The organism is Limosilactobacillus reuteri, assembly GCF_013694365.1.
Classification (GTDB): domain Bacteria; phylum Bacillota; class Bacilli; order Lactobacillales; family Lactobacillaceae; genus Limosilactobacillus; species Limosilactobacillus reuteri_E.
Window position 1 is genome coordinate 1,956,519 of record NZ_CP059275.1, and the last position, 24,827, is coordinate 1,981,345.

Sequence of the window (24,827 nt, forward strand, 5' to 3'; positions counted from 1 at the left end):
GTAGACCAATTTACTTATTTACAAAAAAAGAAAAGACCAGTAGCCTTTAGTGTGTCGAATACTAAGCACCACATTTTATAGATATATACTAAATATATCATAGAACAAAAGAAAAAGCACTAACGTACTTTAAGAGAGCGATTCATCCCCTACTTATAGAAGTGGGGGTATTCTCGCAAATTTATGGATAAATATGCATTCACTATTTTTACTACAGTTGATTCAGACAGTCTTAGTAGCAATCCAATTAGTAATGATCTTCTCAGCTAATAGAATTAAGCGAGAATGGTTAACCGTTAGCCAGCTGTGCATCGCGGTCGTAATCTTAGCCGACTTATTTTCAGAATTGATCTTCTTTAGTTATACAAGTGTCCTTACTGGTTGTGTATTATTCCTTCAATTATTCTTGCTCCCAATGTTTTGGAAACAGCTAAAGGCATTTGAATAAATGACTAAGAAAACGCATTTAGCCCGTGAAATGGGTGCTCGTCATATCCAGATGATTGCGCTTGGTGGAGTGATCGGGACCGGCCTATTTCTGAGTTCTGGTTACACGATTCATCAGGCTGGGCCGTTGGGAACCGTTATTGCTTATTTGCTTGGCGCCTTAATCGTTTATGCTGTCATGTTATGTTTAGGTGAGCTGAGTGTTGCGATGCCGTATACGGGGGCTTTTCATGTTTACTCCAAAAATCTGATTGGGCCGGCCACTGGATTTACCGTTGCAATCCTTTATTGGTTGACTTGGACGATTGCGATGGGCTCCGAATTTACCGCAGCTGGCCTCATTATGAAGCGCTGGTTTCCCCAGATTCCGGTTTGGTGGTGGAGCTTGTTATTTATCATTATTATCCTCTTATCTAACATTTTTACTGTCAAGGCATTTGCAGAAAGTGAATTTTGGTTTGCGGTGATTAAAGTGGTTGCGATCTGCGCGTTTATTTTGTTGGGGACTTTAGCAGTAATTGGTCTTATCCCGATTCAAGGTTACCATCATGCACCTTTGCTGAACAACTTTACTAAGGACGGCCTATTCCCGGGTGGATTTAGCGGCTTATTTATGACGATGTTAACGGTAAACTTTGCTTTCTCTGGGACTGAATTAATCGCCATCACCGCGGGAGAAACTAAGCATCCTGAAAAGACCCTCCCTAAGGCAATTCATACTACTTTATGGCGGTTAGTGATTTTCTTTGTCGGGAGCATGATCGTTATGGCCTCTTTGATTCCTTATCAAAAGGCGGGGGTAACGCAAAGTCCATTTGTCTACGTTTTTAGCCAACTTGGAATTCCATATGCTGCCGACTTAATGAATTTTGTCGTCCTCACCGCGATTATCTCTGCCGCTAATTCTGGCCTATACGCATCAACCCGGATGTTATGGTCATTAGCTAATGAAGGAACGATTCCGGCTGCCATTGCTAAAACTAATAGACGCGGGATTCCGGTTTTCGCCTTGCTCTTAAGTATGCTTGGTGGGGTGTTAGCTTTGCTTTCCAGCATCTATGCGGCTGGGACGGTCTATTTAGTCTTAGTTTCTGTTTCTGGATTGGCGGTTGTCTTTGTATGGATTGCGATTTCCTTATGTGAGCTCATTTTTCGTCGGCACTTTTTAGCGGCTGGTCATCAGTTAAGTGAGTTAAAGTATCGCACGCCATGGTATCCGATTGTTCCATGGTTTGCATTTATTGCTAGCAGCCTTTCTTGCATCTTAATTTGGTTTGATCCCCAACAACGAATTGCCTTGTATTGTACGATTCCGTTTGTAATTGCTTGTTATGCTGCTTATTATTTACAGACCTTGTGGCGCAAGTATATTACGAAAAAAAAGGTTTCAGCAGTTGTTAAATAGATGACAAAGATTACTGCAGAATTAACTAAGCCATTACTAATTGATGGCGCAATGTCAACGGCTTTGGAACAATTAGGGGCTGATACCAATAACTCATTATGGACGGCGAGTGTTTTAGCTAACCAGCCAGCATTAGTTAAAAAAGTTCACCAGGAATATTTTAAGGCGGGTGCCCGGTTAGCGATTACTGATACCTACCAGGCAAATGTTCCGGCATTCATCAAGAATGGTTATTCAAAACAAGAGGCTCATTCATTGATCCAGCGGGCAGTCTCCTTGGCTAAAGAAGCGCGTGATGAATACCAGCAGGAAACCGGTATTTATAACTATGTGGCGGGAGCGCTTGGTCCTTATGGCGCTTATCTTGCCAACGGAAGTGAATATAGTGGTGATTACCACCTCAGTACAACCGAATATCAACAATTTCATCGGCCACGATTAACTGATATTTTAACGGTTGGTGTCGATGTGATTGCAATTGAAACTCAGCCACGCTTAGATGAAGTGTTAGCAGAATTGGACCTTGTCAAAGAACTGGCTCCGGATACTTTATGCTATGTCAGTTTTTCCTTAAAAGATTCCACACATTTACCAGATGGGACACCGTTAGCAGTTGCTGCCTGTACCGTTGCGAAGTATCCAAATGTTTTTGCGGTTGGCGTAAATTGTATTCCATTAGAAGAGGTAACAGCCGCCATTGAGACAATCCATCAGGCAACTGATAAACCGGTTATTGCTTATCCTAATTCAAGTGCGACTTATGATCCGACAACAAAAACGTGGAGCTATCCCCATGGACGTCGTGGTTTAGTTGATTACTTACCACAATGGCTCGCGGCTGGATTGACAATTGTTGGGGGATGCTGTACTACTACGCCGCATGATATTGCCGCTTTGCATGAGTACTTGGAAGGAGGCGCCCATCATGACTAAATGAAGAAATACTGGAAATGGCTAGTGTTAATATTAGTAACTATTGTTGTAATTGTTGCAGGGATGATATTCTATCGTCGTGATAGTAATGGTAAACCGTTTAAGGCAAGTTTAAATCATTCGAAAGTTATGATGACTCCAGATTGGTATGCTAAAGTAACTCTTACTGCTAATAAAAGAACTACATATGAAGTTAAGAACAGCAAAAATAAGGTAATCCAAGGGAAATCAGAGACTAAAAATGGAAAAGCTGAAATAAGATTAAATGATACGGGTAATTACACCGTTATTGCTAAAAGTGATAATGGTCATGTAAGCAAGAAGTTACCTGTGAAAGTTAATCATTATAAAGCAGCACCAAATAAATGGACAAGCTCAGTGGGACCGCTTCGGTTTAAGATTACTAGCGTTGAATATCAAAAGATGAAAAAGAGTGAAGCAAATAAACCAGATAATAGTGGTATTGATGAAGCATACAAAGAATTAAACCATCATTACTATCAAGTTAAAGTAAATTATATTGTAAAGAATAGTAGTAAAAAAGCAGTTAACCCTCAATATACTATTTGGATGCCAGAAGATGATAATGGACAAGAATTTTCGACAGAAACTCCAAGTCCTGATGGTGGTGCTGTTGATACTATTATTGGTACAGAAGCAATTAATCCAGGCAATAGTCGTAGCGGAAGTGTAACAATGTTATCCAATCATAAATTTACTGTTAAGCATTTTAAATTTAGTATTGAAGAAGTTCTTGGAAATGAAGGCAACCATATTGCTAAAGGTGGAGTAGCAGAATTAAAGTAATTGGTTACTAAAATAAAACCCTCCCACCTATCGATTTCGCGTTATAATGATGATTTGAAAGCTGAACAGGCCAAATTAGCTACTGCTCAAAAGACTTTGGACGATGCTAATACTGCTTTAGCTAAGGCTAATGATAAATTAAATGCTAAAAAACAGATTGTTGGCAATGCACAGACTATGCTTAAGGCTGATAATGATAAGTTAGGTCAATTGCAAACTACGCTTAGTGATTTACAAAATGCTCCAGAAAAACTTGCTACAGCTAAACAAGCCGTTGTCGATGCACAAGCAAAGCTAACTACTGCGCAAAATGAATTAACTACTGCTACTAATGAGCTTAATGAATTGAAGCAAGCTGCCATTACTGCTCAAGCAAATGTTGATGAAGCTAATCAAAAGCTTGCCATCGCTACTAAGAACCAGCAAAAGGCTCAACAAGCACTTACCCAAGCTAAGGATGAATTAGCAGCCTTACAGCAAAAAGAAGCATTAGCTAAACAAGTTGCTGAACAACAAGCTAAGTTAGCTGCTCAAAATAAGGCTAAGGGCAACGGCTACCATGTTGCGAATAACCAAGTCGTTGATTCTCAAGGTAATGCTGTTCAGGATTGGGCTGTTAAGAATGGTCAAATGCTTGATCCTAACGGTGCTGTGATTGAACAGGCTACTCCAAAGACGGTAAACGTTGCTGTAAGTGGTACCAAGGGCGAAACTGCTAGTAACGCTGTGGTTCTCAAGACAGGATCACGTTCTGCTGTACAAACTCAAGTAGCAAATGAGAATGCTCAATTACCACAAACTGGTAATGCTGATTCTGTTCTTGCACTCGCTTTTGGTAGTTTATTAGCAATGTTTGGAATTGGTGCTCTTCGGAAGCGGGAGTATTAGATGAGTAACAGTTTGAAAGGTCAGTTTGTTAAGGTTCCAGCGGTAAAAATCAATGAACTTGTGAATAATGTTGTTAATGTTGACCCTAAAAAAGCTATGAATGAACTACTTGAAGATCCTAAACTGGTTAAGACATTAAAGAAATTATCATTGGTTTAAATGCTTGGACAAGTGGATAATGGTTTCTTTGGATATACACCTTATCCCACAATATTGCATAAAGCTACATATTTTTGGTATACAATTTCAACTAAGCAAATGTTTAATAATGGCAATAAGAGAACAGCACTATTAACATCATTATTGTATTTAAAAATTAACGGTTTTTCTTTTGACATTTTGGATGAAGTTAAGTTATATAATATTTCGATTCAAGTAGCCAATAAACAATTCTCCTATAATCAGCTTTATCAATATATTCTTAGACATAGTTACATTGATTTTGAATTTTCTAAAAGAATTCTTTCAGATAAAAAAGCTTGAATGATTCAATTAGTAGAGTTGGTTACCGTTGATAATGAAAATTTAGCCTACCATTATGCTTCAGATGATATTGATGCTGTGTTTAATTACGAGAAGAAGTTTAATGACTTAACTAAGGATATTCCGCTTTCATTCAGTTCTCATATTTTGGCTACGGAAGATTCTACATTTGATTCTTTATGTGAAAAGGATCCGTACTTTAAGCAATTCAGAAATTATTCTGACTTAACGAGTTTCGTTAAGAAAACACAAGAAAAAAGTCAACTTACGGAAAGAACATTACTAACCGATGATGATATAAAGAATTATCATTATCTAGAACATAATTATGAGTGAGTGAATGCTGTTGACACGTTAAACAGAGTCATTCCACTTATCAATCAACTTTATTTGGATTATAATAAATATTATTTTAGTGGAAATCCGAAGATATACAGAATGAATAAGCTATCATGTACAGATACATTAAATGCAGGTATGCTTTAAATCGCGGTTTGTAAAATTAAGTTAGAAAAATAAAAAGCCATTTGTGGTAGACTTTTGAATACCCATACATCAAAAGAAAGGACACCACAAATGACCTACTATCATCTTACCATAGACGAACTAACGATGATCGCTAATTTTCGTGACCAAGGAGTAAAAGCCTACCGGGCCGCCAAACTTTTGCACCGGAGCTTAGAAACCGTCTACCGAGTTTATCGCTTTCTGGCATGACCTACTATCATCTTACCATAGACGAACTAACGATGATCGCTAATTTTCGTGACCAAGGAGTAAAAGCCTACCGGGCCGCCAAACTTTTGCACCGGAGCTTAGAAACCGTCTACCGAGTTTATCGCTTTCTGCCGCAAGGAGATTACCAAAGGTGAAGCTATAAATAACTATAGTAGTGCTCAGATCATAGCGACTAATGATTGGATGAATCACTATCCACGAGCTATGTTTAATGGACATTCGTCAATGGATATCTATTGTAAGGCCTTCTACCAAGAGATATCACAGCTCCATCAACCAATAATCAATTGGTCAGTATTATTTATTTGAGTCCAGTGGCTAACTTATTCTTGAAATTTAGGCGCAAGGAGATTACCAAAGGTGAAGCTATAAATAACTATAGTAGTGCTCAGATCATAGCGACTAATGATTGGATGAATCACTATCCACGAGCTATGTTTAATGGACATTCGTCAATGGATATCTATTGTAAGGCCTTCTACCAAGAGATATCACAGCTCCATCAACCAATAATCAATTGGTCAGTATTATTTATTTGAATGACCAAACAAGTTTTTGCCCTTTCTGGGGATTATGGCTACATTAACCAAATTGAAACAACCGCAAAATCCATTCTCTACCACAATTCGGGTGCTGAAATTTACGTTATCAATAAGGATATTCCCCAAGAGTGGTTTAGTAACATTAATAATAGGATTTCATCCATCAATAGTAAAATACATAACCTTAAAATTGATGAAAATATGTTAGCTGACGAACACGTTTCCCAGCCACAAATTAATGAAATGTCGTATGGACGCATCATGATTCCGGACCTCATCAAGGCTGACCGCGTCTTGTATTTGGATAGTGACATTGTAGTTGATCAGAATTTAGACGAACTATTCACGATGGATCTTGGTAATCATCCGATTGCTGCCATTCCCGATTTACTGTATGACAATAACTTCAATTCTGGCGTGCTCCTTTTTAATATGCCAAAATTAAAGGAAACACCAGATATCGTTTCGCAAATGTTAGCAGCTGGCAATAACGACCAGCTGATTGAAGGTGATCAATCTGTCCTGAATTTTTTCTTTGCCGATACATACCTTCATTTGCCGTTGAAGTATAACCTAGCAATCGGATATGATTTCCTATGCAATTATTACCCAGCATATGATCATAATTACTTTGAAAAAACTGGTAGCACGGTTGGCAGTGTTATTCACTTTACTAGTCCAACTAAACCCTGGCAGCAATTTTCATTTGGTCGGTACAGAAACAAGTGGTGGCAGTACCATGACTTAGAATGGTCTGAAGTGTGCCAGCATGCCCCACTACCGGCAATATTTGATTATCAAGAAAGTGGCCAAGTCCTGATCTTAACTAATAGTGAAAATATCAAGGACCTAGAAAAGTTGGTTCAAGCATTACCAATGGTGACCTTCGACATTGGAGCTTGGACTAACATGGGTGGTAAATTAATTCGGTTAATTACGTATCCAAACGTCCACCTGTTCCAGTCCACTGGACGACCGGTTACTGACCAATTAATCGAGAATGCTAATGCATACCTGGATATTAATTATGGTGCAAAAGATGATAACTTCATTGCCCGCTTCCAAGAAACCGGCAAACCGATTCTTTCCTTCGACGAGGTTAACTCGCAAATTAAAGATGCCATTAACTACGAGAGCTTTGCTAACGACGATGTCGATGGTATGGTGAATAAGATTAAAGCAATTATTAAAGGGTAGATGGTCATCAAGATGTACTCCAAGGGCGTCACAACTCGTGAAATCGCTGATATGGTTGAGAGAATGTACAGCCACTACTACTCACCAACCACGGTTTCAAACATCACTAAGCGGACGGAACACCTGGTTGAAGAGTTCCACGAGCGCAGATTCAAGTATTCACAGTACGTCTGTGTGTTCCTCGATGCTACTTACATTCCGTTACGCCGTGGTACCGTTGAACGAGAAGCCGTTAACGTAGCGATCGGAATTCGAAGTGACGGCGGTAAGGAAGTTCTTGACTACAGTATCGCACCGACCGAGAACGGAGCCGCTTGGTCTGAACTACTCCAGGGATTACGCGCACGGGGGATTAAAGATATTCAGTTATTCATCGCCGACGGTTTAGTTGGACTTCAATCTGCAATTGAGGCTAACTACCCGCAGGTGAAGTTTCAACGGTACTGGGTCCACGCAGAGCACAACCTTTTAGAGTACGTTCGCAAAAACGATCGCAGGGAGATTATCACCGACTTTAAGGCTATTCGGCAAGCAGAGAACCTACAAGCCGCCAAAGAACGATTGGCGGCTTTCAGTGCTAAGTGGGAGTCCAGTTATAAGCGTCGAATCAAGAATCTAGTCCAAATGGAGAAGCTATTCACGTTCTTCATTTTTCCAACTGCGATCCGTCAGACCATCTACTCGACGAACCTAATTGAGTCGTTCAATAAGAGCCTGAAGAAGATGGTCTGAATGAACCAGTTTAACAAAGATATTATCGCAGCGCTATCTTCCGACAAAGATATTACCCTGAATGAAGTCTTACGTCGTCAAATTGAAGTGGCCGCTAATCAGTTCCTTCAAAATGAACTGACTGCGGTGCTAGGCTACGAACCACATACTCGGATCGACCGATCAAAATACGACGTGAACTACCGGAACGGGACGAACACCCGCACTATCGACACTGAGTAAATGAAAAAAGTAATTGCCATTTCAACAGACCAAAATTATTTAATGCCAGTTGAAACCTTAATTAAGTCGATTGCGTACAATAATCGGAATTTAAAAATTTATGTTATTAATGAAGACATTTCACAAGAATGGTTTATTAATCTAAATCGACGTCTAGCACCGCTAAATATCACTGTTCAAGATGCTAAACTCGATCCGGCTATTATTCAAGATGAAAAAATCAGTGTTGATTACTTAAGTAAAATGGCATACGGACGAATTTTGATTCCAAAATTGATTCCCGAAGATCGGGCTTTATACTTAGATGCTGATACAATTGTTGACCGTAATCTGGATGATTTATTCAACATCGATATGCAAGGATATCCTGCCGGTGCAATTCCGGATTACTTTGGTGACTTCTTTAATTCTGGGGTAATGCTGTTTGATAACCAGCAATTACGAGAAACTAACTTTGTTCAGGATTTGCTTGAACGTGGTAAGACCGCCACTATTGATAATGACCAGACTTTACTTAACGAGGAGTTCAAGGGTAATTACTTAGTGCTACCAGGTACTTATAACGTCCAGGTTGGTGGCGACCTGGTTACCTTCTTCGATCCGAGCGACGTTGACCGCTATGAGAATGAGCTAAAAAAGAGTGAACCATATTCTATTATTCATTACACTACTAATGATAAGCCATGGAAGACGACCACTTCCTTACGGCTGCGCGATAAGTGGTGGCAATACCGGGAATTAGATTATAGTGAGATCGTTAACCATCAACCATTGCCGAATAATGATATTCCTAATAAGCAGGGAGTCTTATTTACATTCACCAACGATGAAAACATTAAGTATCTTTATGAACTAGCAGAAGCTTTACCAAACTATGAGTTTAATATAGCCGCCTATACTTTAATGGGCTTTAAGTTGATCCGGGCACTTCGCTATCCGAATGTACATCTGTATCCATCAATTACTTCTTACAATCGAAAGCGCTTATTAGCTAAGGCGGATGGTTACCTCGATATTAACTATGGGGGTAAAAACGAGGAAGTAATTCAAAAGTACGTTGATAAAGGCATTCCAGTATTATCATTTGATGAAGTGGCTACCGAAAGGTTTAAGAATGCTGATAATTACCAGACGTTTGCTAATGATGATTTGTCAGGGATGGTTGAAGCAATTCGAAAGCTTAAATAAATGAGTATGCGAAAAGACGTTTATGAAAGGATGAGATATTTTGTGTTAGAGAAGATAAAACCAAATTACTCCGCTATTGCACGACAATATGGTGTTGATCCACGAACTGTAAAAGCGGCATATTTAAGAGCTCAGAGTGGTGAAACAACAGTCGTTAGGAAGCGACGAAGCCGTCGTAGTAAGCTAGACGGATATCAAGATATCATTGAGGATAAATACACTGCCGGATGTTCTGCCAAATCGATTTATGACTTTATCGTTGAAAAAGGCTTTACTGGTAAATACACAATCGTCAAAGACTATTGTCGTCGGTTTCGTAAAGTGCAAACTAAGAAAGCAACGATTAGGGTTGAGCATACGATCGGCTTAAGTGCTCAAGTCGATTGGAAAGAACGAGTTACCATGACTGACCGAAACGGTGTTCCACATACTTTCAGTATTTTCTTGTATGTCTTACCCTATTCAAAAGGTTTAAATCTCCTCACTTCTGATATAATAACGGAAACAACTTAGATGGAAAAGAGCAATGAACAATTGAAGAAAGAAAACCAAGCACTTAAAGAACAAGTAGTTCAATTACAAACGATGGTTAAGTTACTTCAAAATCAGCTTTTTGGAAAAAAAACTGAAGTAATCGAAAAAGTAATTGATGGCCAACAATCATTATTTAATGATGATGAGCTTGATCAATTACAAGAATCAGCCACAACAATCACTGAAGTGATTGAAACAAAAGCAAGAAAAGTAGTGCGTCACCGGCAAGCAAAAGCAACTGGTCGACGGACTGCTTTTTTGGATCGTCTTCCCCAAATTAATGAAGAAATTGACTTAATCAATAAGAATTGTCCACATTGCCATCAGGAAATGAAATTAATTGGAAAACATCTCTATAGTCGTGAAGCACAGTTAAAGCCGGCTGAATTATATTGTAGGAATTTATTCCAAACTAGTTATAAATGTCTCGACTGTGAAGAAGCGGGAAAAGATGTAATTATTAGTAGTAAAATGCCACAATCATTAATTCCCCATAGCTACTTTTCCAGCAGTATTCTTGCCAAAGTAGCCGAGTATAAGTTTGAACTCGCATTACCCTTTCATCGACAGGTGAAACTTTGGCAAGCCATCGGTTTGCCAATCAAAGGGAAACAATTAGCTACTAATATAATTAAGCTAAGTCAGACATATCTTGAACCATTATATGAACAACTAAAGACGGAAATGAGTAAAGAACACGTCATTCATATGGATGAAACACCGTTTAAGGTAATTGAAGAGGACAAGACTAATAGTTATTTCTGGGTTACCAGGACAACTAAAGAATTTAGCCATCATCAACTAGCAGTTTTCCATTACCGAAATACGCGCTCCGGACAGACAGTTGGAGAGATTGTAGGTTCAGCTTATCAAGGGTTAATTATGTGCGATGGGTATGGCGGATATAGTGATCGACTTTATCCTTCGGCAAATTTTGGTTCGTGCTTAGTACATATTCGCCGAGAATTTGTTCGAATTGTGCAATCATTAAGGCCAAACAGACGTAATGATTCAAAAGCTGAGCAAGCAATCGCCTTATTAGCTCCGGTTTTCCATACGGAAAACCAATTAAAATACCAAACGAGTAGTGAGAAATGTAGCGAAAGGATTCGAAGGGTAAAGCCATTATTAGATAAGTTTTATCGTTACATTAACAACATTGAATTTCCTCAAGGTAAATTAAGAGCTGCCATTGGGAATGCCTTAAAGTTAAAAGAACGAGTATATCGGATTTTTGAAGATGGTCAATTACCGTTGACTAATAATCCGGTTGAACAGATAATTCGACCATCAACATTAATCCGTAAAAACAGCTTATTTGCGAAAAGCATTGCCGGTGCTCAGGCGAGCGCAATTTATTATAGTTTGACCGCCAGCGCCAAACTAAATCATTTAAATATCTATAAGTACTTCAAGTACCTGTTTGATCATTTACCAAATCAAAATAGGACAAGGCTTGAGGCTTATTTGCCATGGTCAAAAGAAGTACAAATAAATTGTCATGAAATCGAGTAGAAATCGAGTAGGAGATAATTGATTAGTTCGATTATCGACCTCTCACACCACCGTACGTACGGTTCCGTATACAGCGGTTCGACAACTTAATCACATTGAATTGACTGGAGCGTCTTGGACATATTCAATGATGAAGCGACCTGAATTTTTAGAAACTAAGCGGACACCGCGTTATAGTTTACGTAAGCTTAACGTTGGTGTGGCTTCGGTATTATTAGGAGTAACCATTTTTGGAATTAACTTTACAGATCATTCTGTAAAGGCAGCAACTACAGAAAGCGTTGCAACAGAAAAAGTTCAACAAACTACTACTCAGGAAGAAACTAGTGCAACAGGAGAAGTTCAACGAAGTAGTGGAAGTAACAATGCAACAGCTAATAATTCTACAAAAGCTGCGACAACCCCACAATCTTCACCAGAGACGCAAGGTAGTGCTGACACTGATATTAAATCATTAGATATTAGATCATTAACAGCTATATCAGCAGCGAAATTAGCAACTATGAATTTAATGCAAACTACTGGTATTAATGGTACTGATACTGACGGAAATGCAGCAGGTACACCTGATACTGACGGAAATGCAACAGGTACTTCTGGTACTAATACTGGTCGTGACAGAAGTGCAGCAGTTACAGTAAATCGAGATAACATTAATACTCAGCCAGCTAAAGAAAATCAAAAATTGGCCAATGAGCATAATCTGTCTTCTTCAGATAACTACAGTTCTAATATCTATAAAGGTACAGATGGAAAGTATTACAAGATTATAACTATTTATGGTAATGACTACGTTTACCGTGCTGCTGATATTCAAGCTAGTGGTGCTAATTTGCTGGGACGTCCTAAACAAACAGCTAAAGATATTAAAAATAATATCAATATTTCTAAAGAAGATTTAGGAAATGGTAAGACCCGTTGGACTGTTGTTTTCTTCCCTAATAAGGGATTACAAAATTATCACAGTACATTAAGTGGGTTAAGTAATGCAAAATTTGGTATTGCTCTCACTTCTGACTACCAAATCGTTGGTAATGTTGACATGGACGTAATTAGTGATCCTAAACAATCATTTGTGTCTCATACATTTAAGGACAATAGTAATAGCGCTACTGACATTCCAGTACAAAATCCATCACCTGAAGTGAAGTTTTCATTTAATCCTAACACAGATGTTGATCCAAATACTGGTTTAATTAATAGTAAAACTATGCCAGCTTATAACAATAAATATTTGCAAGGCCCATACTATTTCACTACTGCTACTAGTGCTGGTACTAATAACTTATGGCAGACTTACTTTAAAGATGCTGATGAACGTAAGAATGCATATGATGGTACGACCCCTTATCTAGGTGGCAATCATGACTTTCATGTTAATACTTTTAAAATTGCAAATGAAACTGGAGTTGACGGTGCAAAATATGCAGATTCAATCATTTATGACAAACGGGGTGGAGTTAACGGCGTATTTAGCAGTGATAACTTTAACCAAGCAATGGAATTTAAGTCACAAGGTTACACTGGTAATGGTCAATCACAATTTTCTTCTTATGTTATTTCCTTTACTACGCAACACACAGACTCTCATGAAGTAGAATTAACTACAGGTTCTACAGGTTCGAAAAATCAACAATTCTCAGGAATCTCAGCTAATATTTATTCTTTTCAGAATGGCTACTATAGCATGATGTCTAGCTTATATGGTGAGCAGAGAGCACTGGATCCAGCTGGTGCACTAGTAGAAGCTAAAAAAATTATTCCTCATTGGGGTGATGTCAAGCCTTATATGGATAAGATTAAGCAAGACTATTTAAATAATGCTCAAATTAATGTTTTGCGGAATAAAATTCTAAATAACATTACAGACCCTGCTGCTTTAAATAACATTGTTAGTGAAGGAAATTCCTTAAACGGTGCTATGAAAAAGCTTGGTAATAGTATCGGACAGTATGATGATGGCAATTTTGCTGATCACAAGGAAGATACAACAAAGGCATCTGATCGCTATAAATACGCAAGTCCAGATAAACAGGAAGCTTATGACAATGCAACTGAAGTAACTAAAGCTTTGATTAACAAAGATACAGGTACCTATGCAGATCAAGCGACGGTAGAAAAGCTTACTGAAGCTGAAAATGATGCATGGTCTGCTCTTGATGGTAAGAAGCCAACCGACGCTGAGAAGATCACACCAAATGTTCCAGCAACCAAGGTACCAGTAGCAGATACCACCAACTTAACTGAAACTGAAAAAGATCAAGTTAAGAAGAATGTGGAAGACGCTAATAAGGGTAACTTCCCAGATGGCACTACAGTTACAGTAGGTAATGACGGAACAGCTACAGTAACTTACCCAGATAAAGATAAGTCAAGTGATACAATCAACGGTAGCGATTTGGTACGTCCAGAAACCGACGCTGAGAAGATCACACCAAATGTTCCAGCAACCAAGGTACCAGTAGCAGATACCACCAACTTAACTGAAACTGAAAAAGATCAAGTTAAGAAGAATGTGGAAGACGCTAATAAGGGTAACGCTGTTCCGTCATTACCTACTGTAACTGTAGTGCCATCTGGGAAGTTACCCTTATTAGCGTCTTCCACATTCTTCTTAACTTGATCTTTTTCAGTTTCAGTTAAGTTGGTGGTATCTGCTACTGGTACCTTGGTTGCTGGACAACGCTTTCTGTAGTTGCTGCCTTTACAGAATGATCTGTAAAGTTAATTCCAAAAATGGTTACTCCTAATAATACCGAAGCCACACCAACGTTAAGCTTACGTAAACTATAACGCGGTGTCCGCTTAGTTTCTAAAAATTCAGGTCGCTTCATCATTATTTTTACCTCCCAAATTTAATAACTAGTGGTGTATTGCAGTACACCAGAACAATAGCTCTACCGTTAAGCTATCAGCCTAATTGTTGAGTATAATATTTCTTTTGGGTGACTACAGTTACGCTAGTAATAGATTAGGAAATTCGTTGGCAGTCTACATGCGCTATTATGTGAAACCATTTAACCGTGGATATGGTGAATTAATGGATCAGTACCTTAATATATAGATGGGGGGCGTTAATCGCCACTCACCTATTTTTCGTGATTTTAAATGGCCATTAAACTCATTTTTCTTTTCAGGAAACGAGTCACTTATTTTAAGAACCCAGTATCCTTCTGACTTAGTTATATTTGAATACCTTAGGGTCTGAACGCCGTTTGTAAAATTAAGTTAGAAAAATAGAAAAGCCATTTGTGGTAGACTTTTGAATACCCCTAAACAAAAGAAAGGAAACCACAAATGACTTACACCCATCTTACCACAAACGAGCTGACAATCATCGCCCATTCTTTCGTGCAAAAGCTTAAAGCGTACCGAGTGGCCCCAATGATCAACCGTTGTGCCGAAACCGTTTATCGCGTTTATCGTTACCTGGAAACCGGTACCTCAATTGCTGATTATCAAGATCACTATATGCGCAATAAGCAACGTTGTGGCCGAAAACGTACTCAGTTGTCACTGGCTGAACTCACTTATATCAACGACAAAATTGCCCAGGGGTGGACACCTGATACCATTATTGGGCGCGCTGAGCGCCCAATTAGTTGTAACCGGCGAACTCTTTACCGGATGTTTGAACGTGGCCAGTTCGGCTTCGATGTCCGTTCCTTGCCGATGCGAGGTAAGCTGCACCCGAATGGCTATGTCGAGCGCAGCGGGAAGGCTGGTCAATTGGGGCAAAGTATTCACGAGCGTGCCAAGGACTTTCCGCACTATGCCACTGAATTTGGGCACCTTGAAGCTGATACCGTCCAAGGCAAAAAGCACCAAGGGACGGTAATGACCCTGACCGAACGCCAATCGAAGGTCGAAATTGTACTCAATGTGCACGAAAAGACGGCTGATGCGATTAACCAACACTTAAGTCAGTGGCTTCGGAAATTCCCGCGGCACTTCTCCAAATCGATTACCTTTGACAACGGAAAAGAATTCGCCGGCTGGCGCGAGATTGCCAATCAATTTGACCTTCACACTTACTTTGCCGAGGTTGGTGCTCCCAATCAATGAGGGCTGAACGAAAACAACAACGGTCTTTTAGGCCGGGATGGCTTAACGAAACAGCTAGATTTCCGCAATCTTCCTGATGAATTGGTAACCCAACTGATGAGTAAGCGAAATAACCTGCCCCGTAAATCACTAGGCTATCGAACTCCATGTGAAGTATTTATGTCTTACGTCACTAATGAGCAACTATTTTCTTTCTAACTTAAATTGACATTTCGGGTATGACTTACACCCATCTTACCACAAACGAGCTGACAATCATCGCCCATTCTTTCGTGCAAAAGCTTAAAGCGTACCGAGTGGCCCCAATGATCAACCGTTGTGCCGAAACCGTTTATCGCGTTTATCGTTACCTGGAAACCGGTACCTCAATTGCTGATTATCAAGATCACTATATGCGCAATAAGCAACGTTGTGGCCGAAAACGTACTCAGTTGTCACTGGCTGAACTCACTTATATCAACGACAAAATTGCCCAGGGGTGGACACCTGATACCATTATTGGGCGCGCTGAGCGCCCAATTAGTTGTAACCGGCGAACTCTTTACCGGATGTTTGAACGTGGCCAGTTCGGCTTCGATGTCCGTTCCTTGCCGATGCGAGGTAAGCTGCACCCGAATGGCTATGTCGAGCGCAGCGGGAAGGCTGGTCAATTGGGGCAAAGTATTCACGAGCGTGCCAAGGACTTTCCGCACTATGCCACTGAATTTGGGCACCTTGAAGCTGATACCGTCCAAGGCAAAAAGCACCAAGGGACGGTAATGACCCTGACCGAACGCCAATCGAAGGTCGAAATTGTACTCAATGTGCACGAAAAGACGGCTGATGCGATTAACCAACACTTAAGTCAGTGGCTTCGGAAATTCCCGCGGCACTTCTCCAAATCGATTACCTTTGACAACGGAAAAGAATTCGCCGGCTGGCGCGAGATTGCCAATCAATTTGACCTTCACACTTACTTTGCCGAGGTTGGTGCTCCCAATCAATGATTGAAGATTTACGCTGGCATCAGTGGTTGGGGAGTGCTTGTCTTCTGGCTAATTGCCGTTATTTTAACTAGTGGTGATAGTAATGTCTTACAAGCAATTTCCTTTGTAGTTGATGTTATTGAATTTGTAATCTGGTGCTTACCATCCGGATACATTAATAAGCAAGGTTGGTGGAGTCCAAACTACGATAATGATGTTGAAGTACCTTCACTAAGAAACGAATAAATGACAGACAAACTAACACATTTCAATGACCAGGACCGAGCCCGCATGGTCGATGTTACCGCTAAAAAGGTTACCTTCCGTACCTCTACAGCTCAAGGACAAATCCATATGCAAGCAACCACCCTGCAACGAATTGAAGATGGCCAAATAAAAAAGGGCGATGTCCTCGCTGTCGCCCAGGTGGCAGGAATCATGGCCGCTAAACGGACTTCTGAAATGATCCCCATGTGCCACCTCATCCCCCTCACCGGTGTCGATATCCACTTCCACAATAACGGTCAGGATACTATTACTGCAGAGGCAACCGTTAAGACCAAGCACGTCACCGGCGTTGAGATTGAAGCCCTCCTTGTCGTGCAAATCGCCCTCCTCACCATCTATGATATGTGTAAAGCAATGGACCGGGGAATGGTCATTAGTGATGTTCATCTCGTTGAAAAAGACGGTGGTAAAAGCGGCCACTTCATCTTTGACCAACAATCTAAATAAATAATCGAGTAGGAGATAATTGATTAGTTCAATTATCGACCTCTCACACCACCGTACGTACGGTTCCGTATACGGCGGTTCGACAACTTAATCACATTGAATTGACTGGAGCGTCTTGGACATATTCATCAACCAATTAAGACCCTTTTTAGTAAATAACCAAAAATGCGAACTACAATTTTTGATTAAATCAAAAATCATAGTTCGCATTTTCTTAGTTAGAAGCTAGAAAATAATAGTTAATTCCCAGCCTCTTATGAAAACATTCGATTATGATGATATTCAGTTGGTCCCAAATAAATGTGTGATCAAAAGCCGTAAGGATGCAGATACAAGCGTCAAGTTTGGCCCTCACACATTCAAGATCCCTGTTGTACCTGCAAATATGGAGAGCGTCATCGATGAAGATTTAGCAATTTGGCTTGCCCAAAATGACTATTATTACGTGATGCACCGCTTTAATCCAGAGACACGAGCAGCTTTCGTTAAAATGATGCACGAAAAAGGATTATTTGCTTCGATTTCGGTCGGGATTAAGGATGATGAGTATAATTTTATTGATCAACTAAAATCCGAACAATTAAATCCAGAGTATATTACAATTGATGTTGCCCATGGTCATTCTGATTTTGTGATCAAAATGATCCAATACATCAAAGAAAAACTTCCCGACACTTTTGTAACCGCGGGGAACGTTGCAACTCCCGAAGCTGTTCGCGACCTTGAAAATGCTGGGGCGGATGCTACTAAGGTTGGGGTTGGTCCCGGTAAAGCCTGCATCACTAAGCTAAAGACTGGTTTCGGTACTGGCGGTTGGCAATTATCCGCTATTCGTTGGTGTGCTAAAGCCGCGCGGAAACCAATCATCGCTGACGGCGGTATTAGACATAATGGGGACATTGCTAAGTCTGTCCGTTTTGGCGCTTCAATGGTGATGATTGGCTCAATGCTTGCCGGTCACCTCGAATCACCAGGACATGTCATCAACATTGATGGAAAACAATACAAACAATATTGGGGTTCTGCATCTGAGGTTCAAAAAGGTGCTTATCGAAATGTTGAAGGAAAGCAGATGCTCGTTCCTTACCGTGGCTCCATCAAAGACACTTTAACCGAAATGCAGGAAGACTTACAATCATCCATCTCTTACTCGGGTGGTCGTGACCTTGAAGCTATTCGGAAGGTCGATTATATGATTGTAAAAGATTCAATCATGAACGGCGATTTTTAAATGTCATCAGTTGTTATTGTTGGTAGTCAATGGGGCGATGAAGGAAAGGGTAAGATGACCGATTACCTAAGCCAAGAAGCGGACGTTGTTGTTCGTTCACAAGGTGGTAATAATGCAGGTCACACAATTGCATTTGATGGTAAGAAGTTTGCCCTCCGTCTAGTGCCATCTGGGATTTTTGCTAAAGACAAGTTAGCGGTGATTGGTAATGGAGTGGTTATTAATCCACCTGCATTATTAAAGGAATTGCATTATCTTCAAGACAACGGGATCGACATTTCAGGTTTACGGATTTCTAGTCGTTCACACATCACCTTCCCATACCATATTCTTCTTGATAAATGTCAAGAAGAGGCAAAGGGTGATCACAAGGTGGGAACGACCAAGAATGGGATCGGTCCTACCTACATGGATAAGGTTTCTCGTGTTGGTATCCGGATGTGTGACTTACTTGAGAAAGACACCTTTAAGGAAAAGCTTGAACGTAACCTCGCTGAAAAGAACGAATTATTCACTAAGTTATACCATGTTGACCCAATTAACTTTGACGATATTTTTGAAAGTTACTACGAATATGGTCAAGAATTAAAGCAATACGTTACTGATACAGCTCAAATTGTCAATGATGCCCTTGATCAAGATAAGAAGGTCCTCTTTGAAGGTGCACAAGGGGTTATGCTTGATGTTGACCAAGGAACATATCCATACGTTACTGCTTCTAACCCAATTGCGGGGGGAGTATGTACTGGTGTTGGCGTTGGTCCTAACAAGATTGAAACCGTTGTTGGAATTTGCAAGGCTTACTCTACACGGGTTGGTGCTGGTCCATTCCCAACCGAATTAACTGATGAGATTGGTGATCAAATTCGTGAAACAGGTCATGAATACGGAACGGTTACGGGTCGGCCACGGCGCGTTGGTTGGTTTGATAGTGTCGCAATGCGTCATGCACGGCGGGTTTCAGGAATTAGTTGTCTTAGCCTTAACTTGCTTGATGTTTTGACTGGCTTGAAGACTGTTAAGATCTGTACTTCATACAAACTTGATGGTAAGCAAATTGATTACTACCCAGCTAGTTTGAAGGAACTTGAACGCTGTGAACCAGTTTATGAAGAACTTCCAGGATGGGATGAAGATATTACTGGTGCAAAGAAGTTTGAAGACTTACCAATTAATGCACAAAACTACTTGAAGCGGGTAAGTGAATTATCAGAATCACCACTTGCAACTGTTTCCGTTGGTGCTGATCGGATTCAAACGATTATCGTTAAGGATCCGTGGGAATTAGCACATAAATAAATGACACAGCCAACACTAACAGTAGAAAAACATTATTTAAATTGGCCACTTAACCGTCCTTTAAATCAAGCTGACATAATGCATGAGTTGGGTGTGCATGCATCCGATGAAAATGGCCAAGATTTAACGAGTAAGGTGATGATGAACCTAACTCAAGTGGATGTTAACAAAGTAGGAGAATACCCTGTGATGTTAAATGTAATGGATAATAACGGACAAAGTGCCCAGGCAAGCATTACCCTAAATATTCAACCGATGCGGACACAGAATGCACCTAAGGAAACTGCAACGTCCCCAAAGTCAAGACGGGGATGGTTATGGGTTATTATCGTAATCGTGGTTATCTTATGTGCATGGTGGGCGATCAGCTCTCATAACCGACAAGCGGCTAATCAAGCGGCAACTGATAGTCAGCAGAGCAGTCAAATAAGCAACAATTCAAGCAGTATCAGCGATTTAACAAAAGATAATCAACGTCTTGCTAGCCAAGTTGCAGAACTTAAAGGGGCAACCCAACAATATCAGAAAGACCATGATCAACAAGCGTTAGAAAGCCGACTTGATAAGATCCAAAGTCAAATCCAAGACTTGCAAAATCAAGTTCAAAGTAACAGCGTGAAGCAAGATTTAAACCAAGTTAATGAAACAGTTAATGAAGTACGGGAAAACCCAGATAATGGGACGAAAATTGTCAACAATCTAAAGAATAAAGGCGACTTTCAAGAAATTTGGGGAAATATTAGCCAAGAAGTCCAGAAGTGGTTAGACGAGTTTGCTAATTAGATGATGGCTCATGAGATCTTAGATGGCTCAAGTATGCAACGTGCATTGACCCGGATTACTTATGAGATTATCGAACAAAATAAGGGTGTCGATAACTTAGTATTTGTTGGAATTAAGACGCGGGGGGTATATTTAGCAAAGCGCCTCGCCAAGCGACTAAATCAGTTGGAAAATGTAGAAATTCCTGTGGCAGCACTTGACGTCTCTCTTTATCGTGATGACCGTCATGTACCAGATTATACTCAAGAACCAACCGTAAAAACTGATCAATTAGATATTGATATTACTAATAAACATGTTATTTTGGTTGATGATGTACTCTTCACTGGACGGACAGTTCGGGCGGCCTTAGATGCCTTAATGGATATGGGGCGGCCAAACCGAATTTCACTAGCGGTCCTTGTCGATCGGGGACACCGTGAATTACCAATTCGGCCAGATTTTGTTGGAAAGAATATCCCAACAGCAATGAATGAAACTGTTCATGTAGCAGTTGAAGAATATGATGGCCATGAAGATGTAACAATCGAGCATAATTAAATGCGTAATATAATTCTCAATCCAACTAAACGCCAAGTTCACAAGATTAATAAGCGAATTGAAGAAGTTTATCGTCCGCGACAAAAACAAGCATTAATAGTATTTACCACCAACATCAGTAATAATCCCATCTACAAAATTAGTCTCGATACATTCCCTGCTCTGGGAACAGGTATTTCGATGACCATGGTTAGTGAGATTCCAGTAGATGATATTAGTAAAGAACAATACATCCTTCTTCTCTATGCTCTTTATTCTCACTGGAAAAAATTACCATTAGTATTTCGGGGATTTACGCCCAAACAAGTCCGATGGTTTCAGAAAAAATTTGGTACCCGGGTATTTAATGAGCATTCAACGGTGGATTGGTGGCGAAAGCTAAGATAAATGCCAAACTGGTTTGCAATTTTTGGAATGGTCTTTGGTTTCGTGATTTTACCGTTAATTTTATTCTGGTTAACGCGTCGTGAGCGAGCTGAAAATGACGAACGAGTAAAATAGCCCGAAATGTCAATTTAAGTTAGAAAAAAAGTAGTTGCTCATCAGTGACATACTTCATGAATACCTCGTAAGGTGTTTGATAGCCCAATGACTTGCGAGGAATGTTGTTCCGGTAACTCATTATTTGATTGGAGCAGTACAAGGAATAATTCCGATTAACACGGCCACAAGTAGACCAATGGGACAACTTTTTAAGGCACTAACCCACTAAAACTGTATATTTAAAGGCTACCTATGAAAACTTGACAGATACGTTGACACTTTCAAAACTGCAAGATGGGAAAGTCTCAATGTGGCAATATAATCATATGCTAGCATTAGGCAAAAAGATGCGGTCTGGTAACTTTACTTATCAGATTGCCAATGCCGGTCAAGGAATTGATCATAAAGCGACTAAGTTTGAACAAATTCGATGAATGCTTAATAAATATTCAATCTCTACTAGTGGGCCGCAAAAAACAACCATCGCCCTTAAGCAAGCTGATTTAATTATTCTAACTCGGCCTACTGACGAAGAAATTCAACAACTTTGTCAAACATTTAACTTAAACAAATTTTCTTTTCGCTATCGCTCTTCACCTGAAGAAGTATCACGCTTTCACCGAACTACTAGTGGTGTGTTAGATAACCCCTTTTTCCTTGTAGTTTATGATTATATTTCTTCTTTCAAACATATTGAAAAACAACTTGCACCATCACTCATTATTTTTGATTCTGATCACCTTATTATTTGCACTGATAGTGAAGATAGCTGTAAAAATATTACTAATAGCAACTACTCTAATTTAAGTGAAATTCTTTTTAACTATATTTCGCAATGCCAATATAAAATTATGGATGTTCTTGTAAGCTATAAAAAACAAATTGATGACTTAGATAGTACTGCAAGACGTGGCTTTAGTAATACACGATTAAGAGAATTGACAACTCTTACCAGAAAACTAGTCTTTCTTGAGCATACAATGGTTGATCAAACGTCAACAATTGAAGCTTTAGTTAAGTCAGATTTTTGTCAGAATGTCCCACAAGACATCTGTCAAAATTTAACAGTTGAACAACAGCGGTTAACAAAAGCTATTCATATTTTTCGCGATTTATTAGACTCTATCAGTAGTCTTTTTACTGCAATGATGGATAGTAATCTTAATAACTTAATGAAATTTCTTGACTCAGCTGGGCTAGTAATTGCAGTAGCGGCATTAGTTACCGGCTTCATGGGAATGAATGTTGGTGGTCTTCCTTGGAAAAATGATTTGTATGGATTCTGGATAACGCTTGGGATCGCTTCTATCTTGTCATTGCTAATTGCCTACCTGCTTCATCGTAAACAATATCTTAAATAAATGGCAATTTACTTACGACGGGCAAACCAGGATGATCTTCAAAAGGTTATGGAAATTATTGAGCAAGCTCGAGCGCAACTAAAAGAGAAGGGTAATCCTCAATGGCAAGATGGGCATCCTTTCCGGGAAACGATGAAAAATGATATTAAAGCTGGTTATAATTGGGTGTTAATTGATAACCAAAAAATTGTTGGGACGGCTACTTTACAACTAACCCCGGAACAAACGTATGAAGAGATTAAAGATGGATCATGGTTAAAGCCGAATGAGCCATATGCGATCATTCATCGACTAGCAGTTCTTCCTTCTAAAAATGGTCAAGGTTTTGGAAAACACATCTTTTCTAACTTAATTACGGTTGGTTATTTGCAGGGCGTAAGGAATTTCCGCTATGATACGCATTATAAAAATATTCCCGTCCAAAAAATAGGCCAGGAGATTGGATTTATAAAACGCGGAACGATTTATATTGATGACAAAATCGACAATAAACATATGGGGTTTGAACTGAATTTAAAATAAATGCAACGACAGACAACAATTATCGAAAACAGCATGATTTGGTGTGGCGCCGGGATTTCAATTGCCGAAATCCTAACTGGGACTTACTTAGCTCCCCTTGGTTTTACAAAAGGGATCGCCGTAATTATCCTTGGCCACATTATCGGCTGTTTTCTGCTCTTTTTAGCTGGAATTATTGGCGGTCAGCAACGTCTTAGTTCAATGAACGCCGCAAAAATTAGTTTTGGCCAAAATGGCAGTAAGTTTTTTGCCCTATTGAATGTTCTCCAATTGATCGGTTGGACCAGCATCATGATTTATGATGGTGCATTAGCAGCCAATGGGGTCTGGCACCTTAATCAGGCATTATGGGTCATTTTAATCGGCGCCCTGATTATTGGTTGGCTGCTCGTCGGGGTTCGGCACCTTTATTACCTTAACCTTGCGACCATCTCAACATTATTAATTCTAAGCGGTCTCCTATGTGCCGCCATTTTTACCCACCATTCTACCAGTTCACCAACTGGTACATTGTCATGGGCTCAGGGGATGGAGCTAGTTATCGCCATGCCATTATCGTGGTTGCCACTTATTAGTGATTATACCAGTGTCGCTCACCGACCCGTGCCAACTAGCGGGATTAGTGCAGTTGTCTATGGCCTGACTAGTTGTTGGATGGCCTTCATCGGTTTAGGAGCTGCTATCCTTACTCATGACATTAACATCGCCACGATTATTTTACGGGCCGGCTTGGGAATTGCCGGTTTATTTATCATTATTTTTTCCACAATCACAACGACATTTATGGACGCTTATTCTGCTGGTGTTTCTTCAAAAACGATTTTCAGTAAATGGTCAGGAACAATGGCCGCAATTAGTGCAACAACTCTAGGAACAATTAGTGCGTTGATTTTCCCCATGGACAACTTCAGTAATTTTCTTTACCTTATTGGTTCTGTCTTTGCCCCAATGATTGCAATTCAAATTACAGATTACTTCATCTTGAAAGTAGATTATCGTAAACAAAATTGTCAATGGGCTAACCTAATTCTCTGGTTGATTGGGTTTATCATCTATCGAGTTCTGCTAAATTATTCATTTCCACTCGGCAGTACCGTTACCACAATCATTATCATCATCGCAATGACATGGGGCACCTGTCGCGTTATGAAATTAGTTAAAGCAAAATAGATGGCTAAATACACTGTTGAATTAAGTGAAGAAGATATCCAA

26 protein-coding genes and 10 pseudogenes are annotated in these 24,827 nt (G+C 39.8%); 32 read left to right on the top strand and 4 right to left on the bottom strand.

Going from position 1 to position 24,827, the window contains the following annotated elements; translation table 11 throughout:
• Window positions 1-193: 193 nt before the first annotated feature.
• The 19 genes and pseudogenes from HHK02_RS11290 to HHK02_RS11370 all read left to right on the top strand — a co-directional run.
• The gene (locus HHK02_RS11290) at window positions 194-448 is read left to right on the top strand and encodes a hypothetical protein (RefSeq protein ID WP_181462457.1); all 255 of its coding nucleotides are present in this window, start codon (window positions 194-196) and stop codon (window positions 446-448) included.
• Window positions 449-1,852 carry an amino acid permease gene (locus HHK02_RS11295; protein ID WP_181462458.1) on the top strand — a complete coding sequence of 468 codons (1,404 nt, stop codon included), beginning with the start codon at window positions 449-451 and terminating at the stop codon, window positions 1,850-1,852. It abuts the gene before it with no gap.
• The gene (gene mmuM, locus HHK02_RS11300; RefSeq protein WP_181462459.1) at window positions 1,853-2,785 is read left to right on the top strand and encodes a homocysteine S-methyltransferase; all 933 of its coding nucleotides are present in this window, start codon (window positions 1,853-1,855) and stop codon (window positions 2,783-2,785) included.
• A complete protein-coding gene (locus HHK02_RS11305) occupies window positions 2,786-3,592 on the top strand; it encodes a DUF4352 domain-containing protein (protein ID WP_231124856.1) in 807 nt (268 codons plus the stop codon).
• Window positions 3,593-4,480, top strand: a complete 888-nt coding sequence (locus HHK02_RS11310; protein ID WP_181462460.1) for an LPXTG cell wall anchor domain-containing protein — start codon at window positions 3,593-3,595, stop codon at window positions 4,478-4,480. It begins immediately after the preceding gene.
• The gene (locus HHK02_RS11315; protein WP_003672316.1) at window positions 4,481-4,639 is read left to right on the top strand and encodes a hypothetical protein; all 159 of its coding nucleotides are present in this window, start codon (window positions 4,481-4,483) and stop codon (window positions 4,637-4,639) included.
• Window positions 4,640-4,963 carry a Fic family protein gene (locus HHK02_RS11320; RefSeq protein ID WP_181462461.1) on the top strand — a complete coding sequence of 108 codons (324 nt, stop codon included), beginning with the start codon at window positions 4,640-4,642 and terminating at the stop codon, window positions 4,961-4,963.
• Window positions 4,964-5,299, top strand: a complete 336-nt coding sequence (locus tag HHK02_RS11325; RefSeq protein ID WP_003672313.1) for a hypothetical protein — start codon at window positions 4,964-4,966, stop codon at window positions 5,297-5,299.
• A 240-nt stretch (window positions 5,300-5,539) separates the two neighbouring features.
• Window positions 5,540-5,674 (top strand): annotated as a pseudogene (locus tag HHK02_RS11330) (IS30 family transposase); the annotation flags it as partial.
• Between the two features lie 2 nt (window positions 5,675-5,676).
• Window positions 5,677-5,820 (top strand): annotated as a pseudogene (locus HHK02_RS12725) (IS30 family transposase); the annotation flags it as partial.
• Window positions 5,807-6,010, top strand: a pseudogene (locus HHK02_RS13035) (IS30 family transposase); the annotation flags it as partial. The pseudogenes HHK02_RS12725 and HHK02_RS13035, both read left to right, overlap by 14 nt.
• A 5-nt stretch (window positions 6,011-6,015) precedes the next feature.
• Window positions 6,016-6,240 (top strand): annotated as a pseudogene (locus tag HHK02_RS11335) (IS30 family transposase); the annotation flags it as partial.
• Entirely contained in the window at window positions 6,241-7,440 is a 1,200-nt protein-coding gene (locus tag HHK02_RS11340; RefSeq protein WP_181462462.1) for a glycosyltransferase family 8 protein, read from the top strand.
• Window positions 7,441-8,169, top strand: a pseudogene (locus HHK02_RS11345) (IS256 family transposase); the annotation flags it as partial.
• A gap of 3 nt (window positions 8,170-8,172) precedes the next feature.
• Window positions 8,173-8,394: a transposase gene (locus HHK02_RS11350; protein WP_231124858.1), complete on the top strand. Its 222-nt coding sequence runs from the start codon at window positions 8,173-8,175 to the stop codon at window positions 8,392-8,394.
• A complete protein-coding gene (locus HHK02_RS11355) occupies window positions 8,395-9,582 on the top strand; it encodes a glycosyltransferase (protein ID WP_181462463.1) in 1,188 nt (395 codons plus the stop codon).
• A complete protein-coding gene (locus HHK02_RS11360; RefSeq protein ID WP_231124859.1) occupies window positions 9,583-10,095 on the top strand; it encodes a hypothetical protein in 513 nt (170 codons plus the stop codon).
• Complete coding sequence (tnpC, locus tag HHK02_RS11365; RefSeq protein ID WP_181462464.1) at window positions 10,096-11,631, top strand: IS66 family transposase; 1,536 nt, start codon at window positions 10,096-10,098, stop codon at window positions 11,629-11,631.
• A gap of 130 nt (window positions 11,632-11,761) precedes the next feature.
• A pseudogene (locus HHK02_RS11370) lies at window positions 11,762-14,140 on the top strand (LEA family epithelial adhesin); the annotation flags it as partial.
• Here HHK02_RS11370 and HHK02_RS13165 read toward each other — a convergent pair.
• Window positions 14,131-14,250: pseudogene (locus HHK02_RS13165) on the bottom strand (hypothetical protein); the annotation flags it as partial. The pseudogenes HHK02_RS11370 and HHK02_RS13165 overlap by 10 nt on opposite strands.
• A gap of 38 nt (window positions 14,251-14,288) precedes the next feature.
• Entirely contained in the window at window positions 14,289-14,465 is a 177-nt protein-coding gene (locus HHK02_RS11375; RefSeq protein WP_231124861.1) for a YSIRK-type signal peptide-containing protein, read from the bottom strand.
• Between the two features lie 463 nt (window positions 14,466-14,928).
• On the opposite strand from HHK02_RS11375, the pseudogene HHK02_RS11380 reads away from it, so the two are divergent.
• The 4 genes and pseudogenes from HHK02_RS11380 to moaC all read left to right on the top strand — a co-directional run bounded on the left by HHK02_RS11380 (window position 14,929) and on the right by moaC (window position 17,396).
• Window positions 14,929-15,894 (top strand): annotated as a pseudogene (locus HHK02_RS11380) (IS30 family transposase).
• Window positions 15,895-15,914: 20 nt separating this feature from the next.
• Window positions 15,915-16,679 (top strand): annotated as a pseudogene (locus tag HHK02_RS11385) (IS30 family transposase); the annotation flags it as partial.
• Window positions 16,680-16,682: 3 nt separating this feature from the next.
• Window positions 16,683-16,907, top strand: a complete 225-nt coding sequence (locus HHK02_RS11390) for a hypothetical protein (RefSeq protein WP_152720735.1) — start codon at window positions 16,683-16,685, stop codon at window positions 16,905-16,907.
• The gene (gene moaC / locus HHK02_RS11395; RefSeq protein ID WP_152720733.1) at window positions 16,908-17,396 is read left to right on the top strand and encodes a cyclic pyranopterin monophosphate synthase MoaC; all 489 of its coding nucleotides are present in this window, start codon (window positions 16,908-16,910) and stop codon (window positions 17,394-17,396) included.
• Between the two features lie 87 nt (window positions 17,397-17,483).
• On the opposite strand, the gene HHK02_RS12960 is transcribed toward moaC, so the two are convergent.
• Entirely contained in the window at window positions 17,484-17,606 is a 123-nt protein-coding gene (locus HHK02_RS12960; RefSeq protein WP_269204218.1) for a hypothetical protein, read from the bottom strand.
• Window positions 17,607-17,652: 46 nt separating this feature from the next.
• On the opposite strand from HHK02_RS12960, the gene HHK02_RS11400 reads away from it, so the two are divergent.
• Genes HHK02_RS11400 through HHK02_RS11420 form a run of 5 tightly spaced genes read left to right on the top strand, consistent with a single transcriptional unit; the run spans window position 17,653 to window position 21,636 of the window.
• Window positions 17,653-18,627: a GMP reductase gene (locus HHK02_RS11400; RefSeq protein WP_003669595.1), complete on the top strand. Its 975-nt coding sequence runs from the start codon at window positions 17,653-17,655 to the stop codon at window positions 18,625-18,627.
• A complete protein-coding gene (locus HHK02_RS11405; RefSeq protein ID WP_003665344.1) occupies window positions 18,628-19,926 on the top strand; it encodes an adenylosuccinate synthase in 1,299 nt (432 codons plus the stop codon). It abuts the gene before it with no gap.
• Complete coding sequence (locus HHK02_RS11410; RefSeq protein WP_181462465.1) at window positions 19,927-20,709, top strand: immunoglobulin-like domain-containing protein; 783 nt, start codon at window positions 19,927-19,929, stop codon at window positions 20,707-20,709.
• Window positions 20,710-20,712: 3 nt separating this feature from the next.
• Window positions 20,713-21,249 (top strand): bifunctional pyr operon transcriptional regulator/uracil phosphoribosyltransferase PyrR, encoded by a 537-nt coding sequence (gene pyrR, locus HHK02_RS11415; protein ID WP_003670286.1) that lies wholly within the window; start codon window positions 20,713-20,715, stop codon window positions 21,247-21,249.
• Entirely contained in the window at window positions 21,250-21,636 is a 387-nt protein-coding gene (locus HHK02_RS11420; RefSeq protein WP_035159715.1) for a hypothetical protein, read from the top strand.
• Between the two features lie 133 nt (window positions 21,637-21,769).
• Here HHK02_RS11420 and HHK02_RS12730 read toward each other — a convergent pair.
• A pseudogene (locus HHK02_RS12730) lies at window positions 21,770-21,877 on the bottom strand (IS30 family transposase); the annotation flags it as partial.
• 127 nt (window positions 21,878-22,004) lie between these two features.
• On the opposite strand from HHK02_RS12730, the gene HHK02_RS11425 reads away from it, so the two are divergent.
• The 4 genes from HHK02_RS11425 to cytX are packed head-to-tail and all read left to right on the top strand — an operon-like array spanning window position 22,005 to window position 24,785.
• Complete coding sequence (locus tag HHK02_RS11425) at window positions 22,005-22,166, top strand: hypothetical protein (protein WP_231124862.1); 162 nt, start codon at window positions 22,005-22,007, stop codon at window positions 22,164-22,166.
• Window positions 22,167-23,093: a magnesium transporter CorA family protein gene (locus HHK02_RS11430; protein ID WP_181462466.1), complete on the top strand. Its 927-nt coding sequence runs from the start codon at window positions 22,167-22,169 to the stop codon at window positions 23,091-23,093.
• Complete coding sequence (locus HHK02_RS11435) at window positions 23,094-23,615, top strand: GNAT family N-acetyltransferase (RefSeq protein ID WP_181462467.1); 522 nt, start codon at window positions 23,094-23,096, stop codon at window positions 23,613-23,615. It begins immediately after the preceding gene.
• A complete protein-coding gene (gene cytX / locus HHK02_RS11440; RefSeq protein ID WP_181462468.1) occupies window positions 23,616-24,785 on the top strand; it encodes a putative hydroxymethylpyrimidine transporter CytX in 1,170 nt (389 codons plus the stop codon). It begins immediately after the preceding gene.
• Window positions 24,786-24,827 lie beyond the last annotated feature (42 nt).

Coding starts and splice junctions, on each gene's coding strand:
- HHK02_RS11290 (WP_181462457.1), top strand. CDS start 194: ATGCATTCACTATTTTTACTACAGTTGATTCAGACAGTCTTAGTAGCA.
- HHK02_RS11295 (WP_181462458.1), top strand. CDS start 449: ATGACTAAGAAAACGCATTTAGCCCGTGAAATGGGTGCTCGTCATATC.
- mmuM (WP_181462459.1), top strand. CDS start 1,853: ATGACAAAGATTACTGCAGAATTAACTAAGCCATTACTAATTGATGGC.
- HHK02_RS11305 (WP_231124856.1), top strand. CDS start 2,786: ATGAAGAAATACTGGAAATGGCTAGTGTTAATATTAGTAACTATTGTT.
- HHK02_RS11315 (WP_003672316.1), top strand. CDS start 4,481: ATGAGTAACAGTTTGAAAGGTCAGTTTGTTAAGGTTCCAGCGGTAAAA.
- HHK02_RS11320 (WP_181462461.1), top strand. CDS start 4,640: ATGCTTGGACAAGTGGATAATGGTTTCTTTGGATATACACCTTATCCC.
- HHK02_RS11325 (WP_003672313.1), top strand. CDS start 4,964: ATGATTCAATTAGTAGAGTTGGTTACCGTTGATAATGAAAATTTAGCC.
- HHK02_RS11340 (WP_181462462.1), top strand. CDS start 6,241: ATGACCAAACAAGTTTTTGCCCTTTCTGGGGATTATGGCTACATTAAC.
- HHK02_RS11350 (WP_231124858.1), top strand. CDS start 8,173: ATGAACCAGTTTAACAAAGATATTATCGCAGCGCTATCTTCCGACAAA.
- HHK02_RS11355 (WP_181462463.1), top strand. CDS start 8,395: ATGAAAAAAGTAATTGCCATTTCAACAGACCAAAATTATTTAATGCCA.
- HHK02_RS11360 (WP_231124859.1), top strand. CDS start 9,583: ATGAGTATGCGAAAAGACGTTTATGAAAGGATGAGATATTTTGTGTTA.
- tnpC (WP_181462464.1), top strand. CDS start 10,096: ATGGAAAAGAGCAATGAACAATTGAAGAAAGAAAACCAAGCACTTAAA.
- HHK02_RS11375 (WP_231124861.1), bottom strand. CDS start 14,465: ATGAAGCGACCTGAATTTTTAGAAACTAAGCGGACACCGCGTTATAGT.
- moaC (WP_152720733.1), top strand. CDS start 16,908: ATGACAGACAAACTAACACATTTCAATGACCAGGACCGAGCCCGCATG.
- HHK02_RS12960 (WP_269204218.1), bottom strand. CDS start 17,606: ATGCGAACTATGATTTTTGATTTAATCAAAAATTGTAGTTCGCATTTT.
- HHK02_RS11400 (WP_003669595.1), top strand. CDS start 17,653: ATGAAAACATTCGATTATGATGATATTCAGTTGGTCCCAAATAAATGT.
- HHK02_RS11405 (WP_003665344.1), top strand. CDS start 18,628: ATGTCATCAGTTGTTATTGTTGGTAGTCAATGGGGCGATGAAGGAAAG.
- HHK02_RS11410 (WP_181462465.1), top strand. CDS start 19,927: ATGACACAGCCAACACTAACAGTAGAAAAACATTATTTAAATTGGCCA.
- pyrR (WP_003670286.1), top strand. CDS start 20,713: ATGGCTCATGAGATCTTAGATGGCTCAAGTATGCAACGTGCATTGACC.
- HHK02_RS11420 (WP_035159715.1), top strand. CDS start 21,250: ATGCGTAATATAATTCTCAATCCAACTAAACGCCAAGTTCACAAGATT.
- HHK02_RS11430 (WP_181462466.1), top strand. CDS start 22,167: ATGCTTAATAAATATTCAATCTCTACTAGTGGGCCGCAAAAAACAACC.
- HHK02_RS11435 (WP_181462467.1), top strand. CDS start 23,094: ATGGCAATTTACTTACGACGGGCAAACCAGGATGATCTTCAAAAGGTT.
- cytX (WP_181462468.1), top strand. CDS start 23,616: ATGCAACGACAGACAACAATTATCGAAAACAGCATGATTTGGTGTGGC.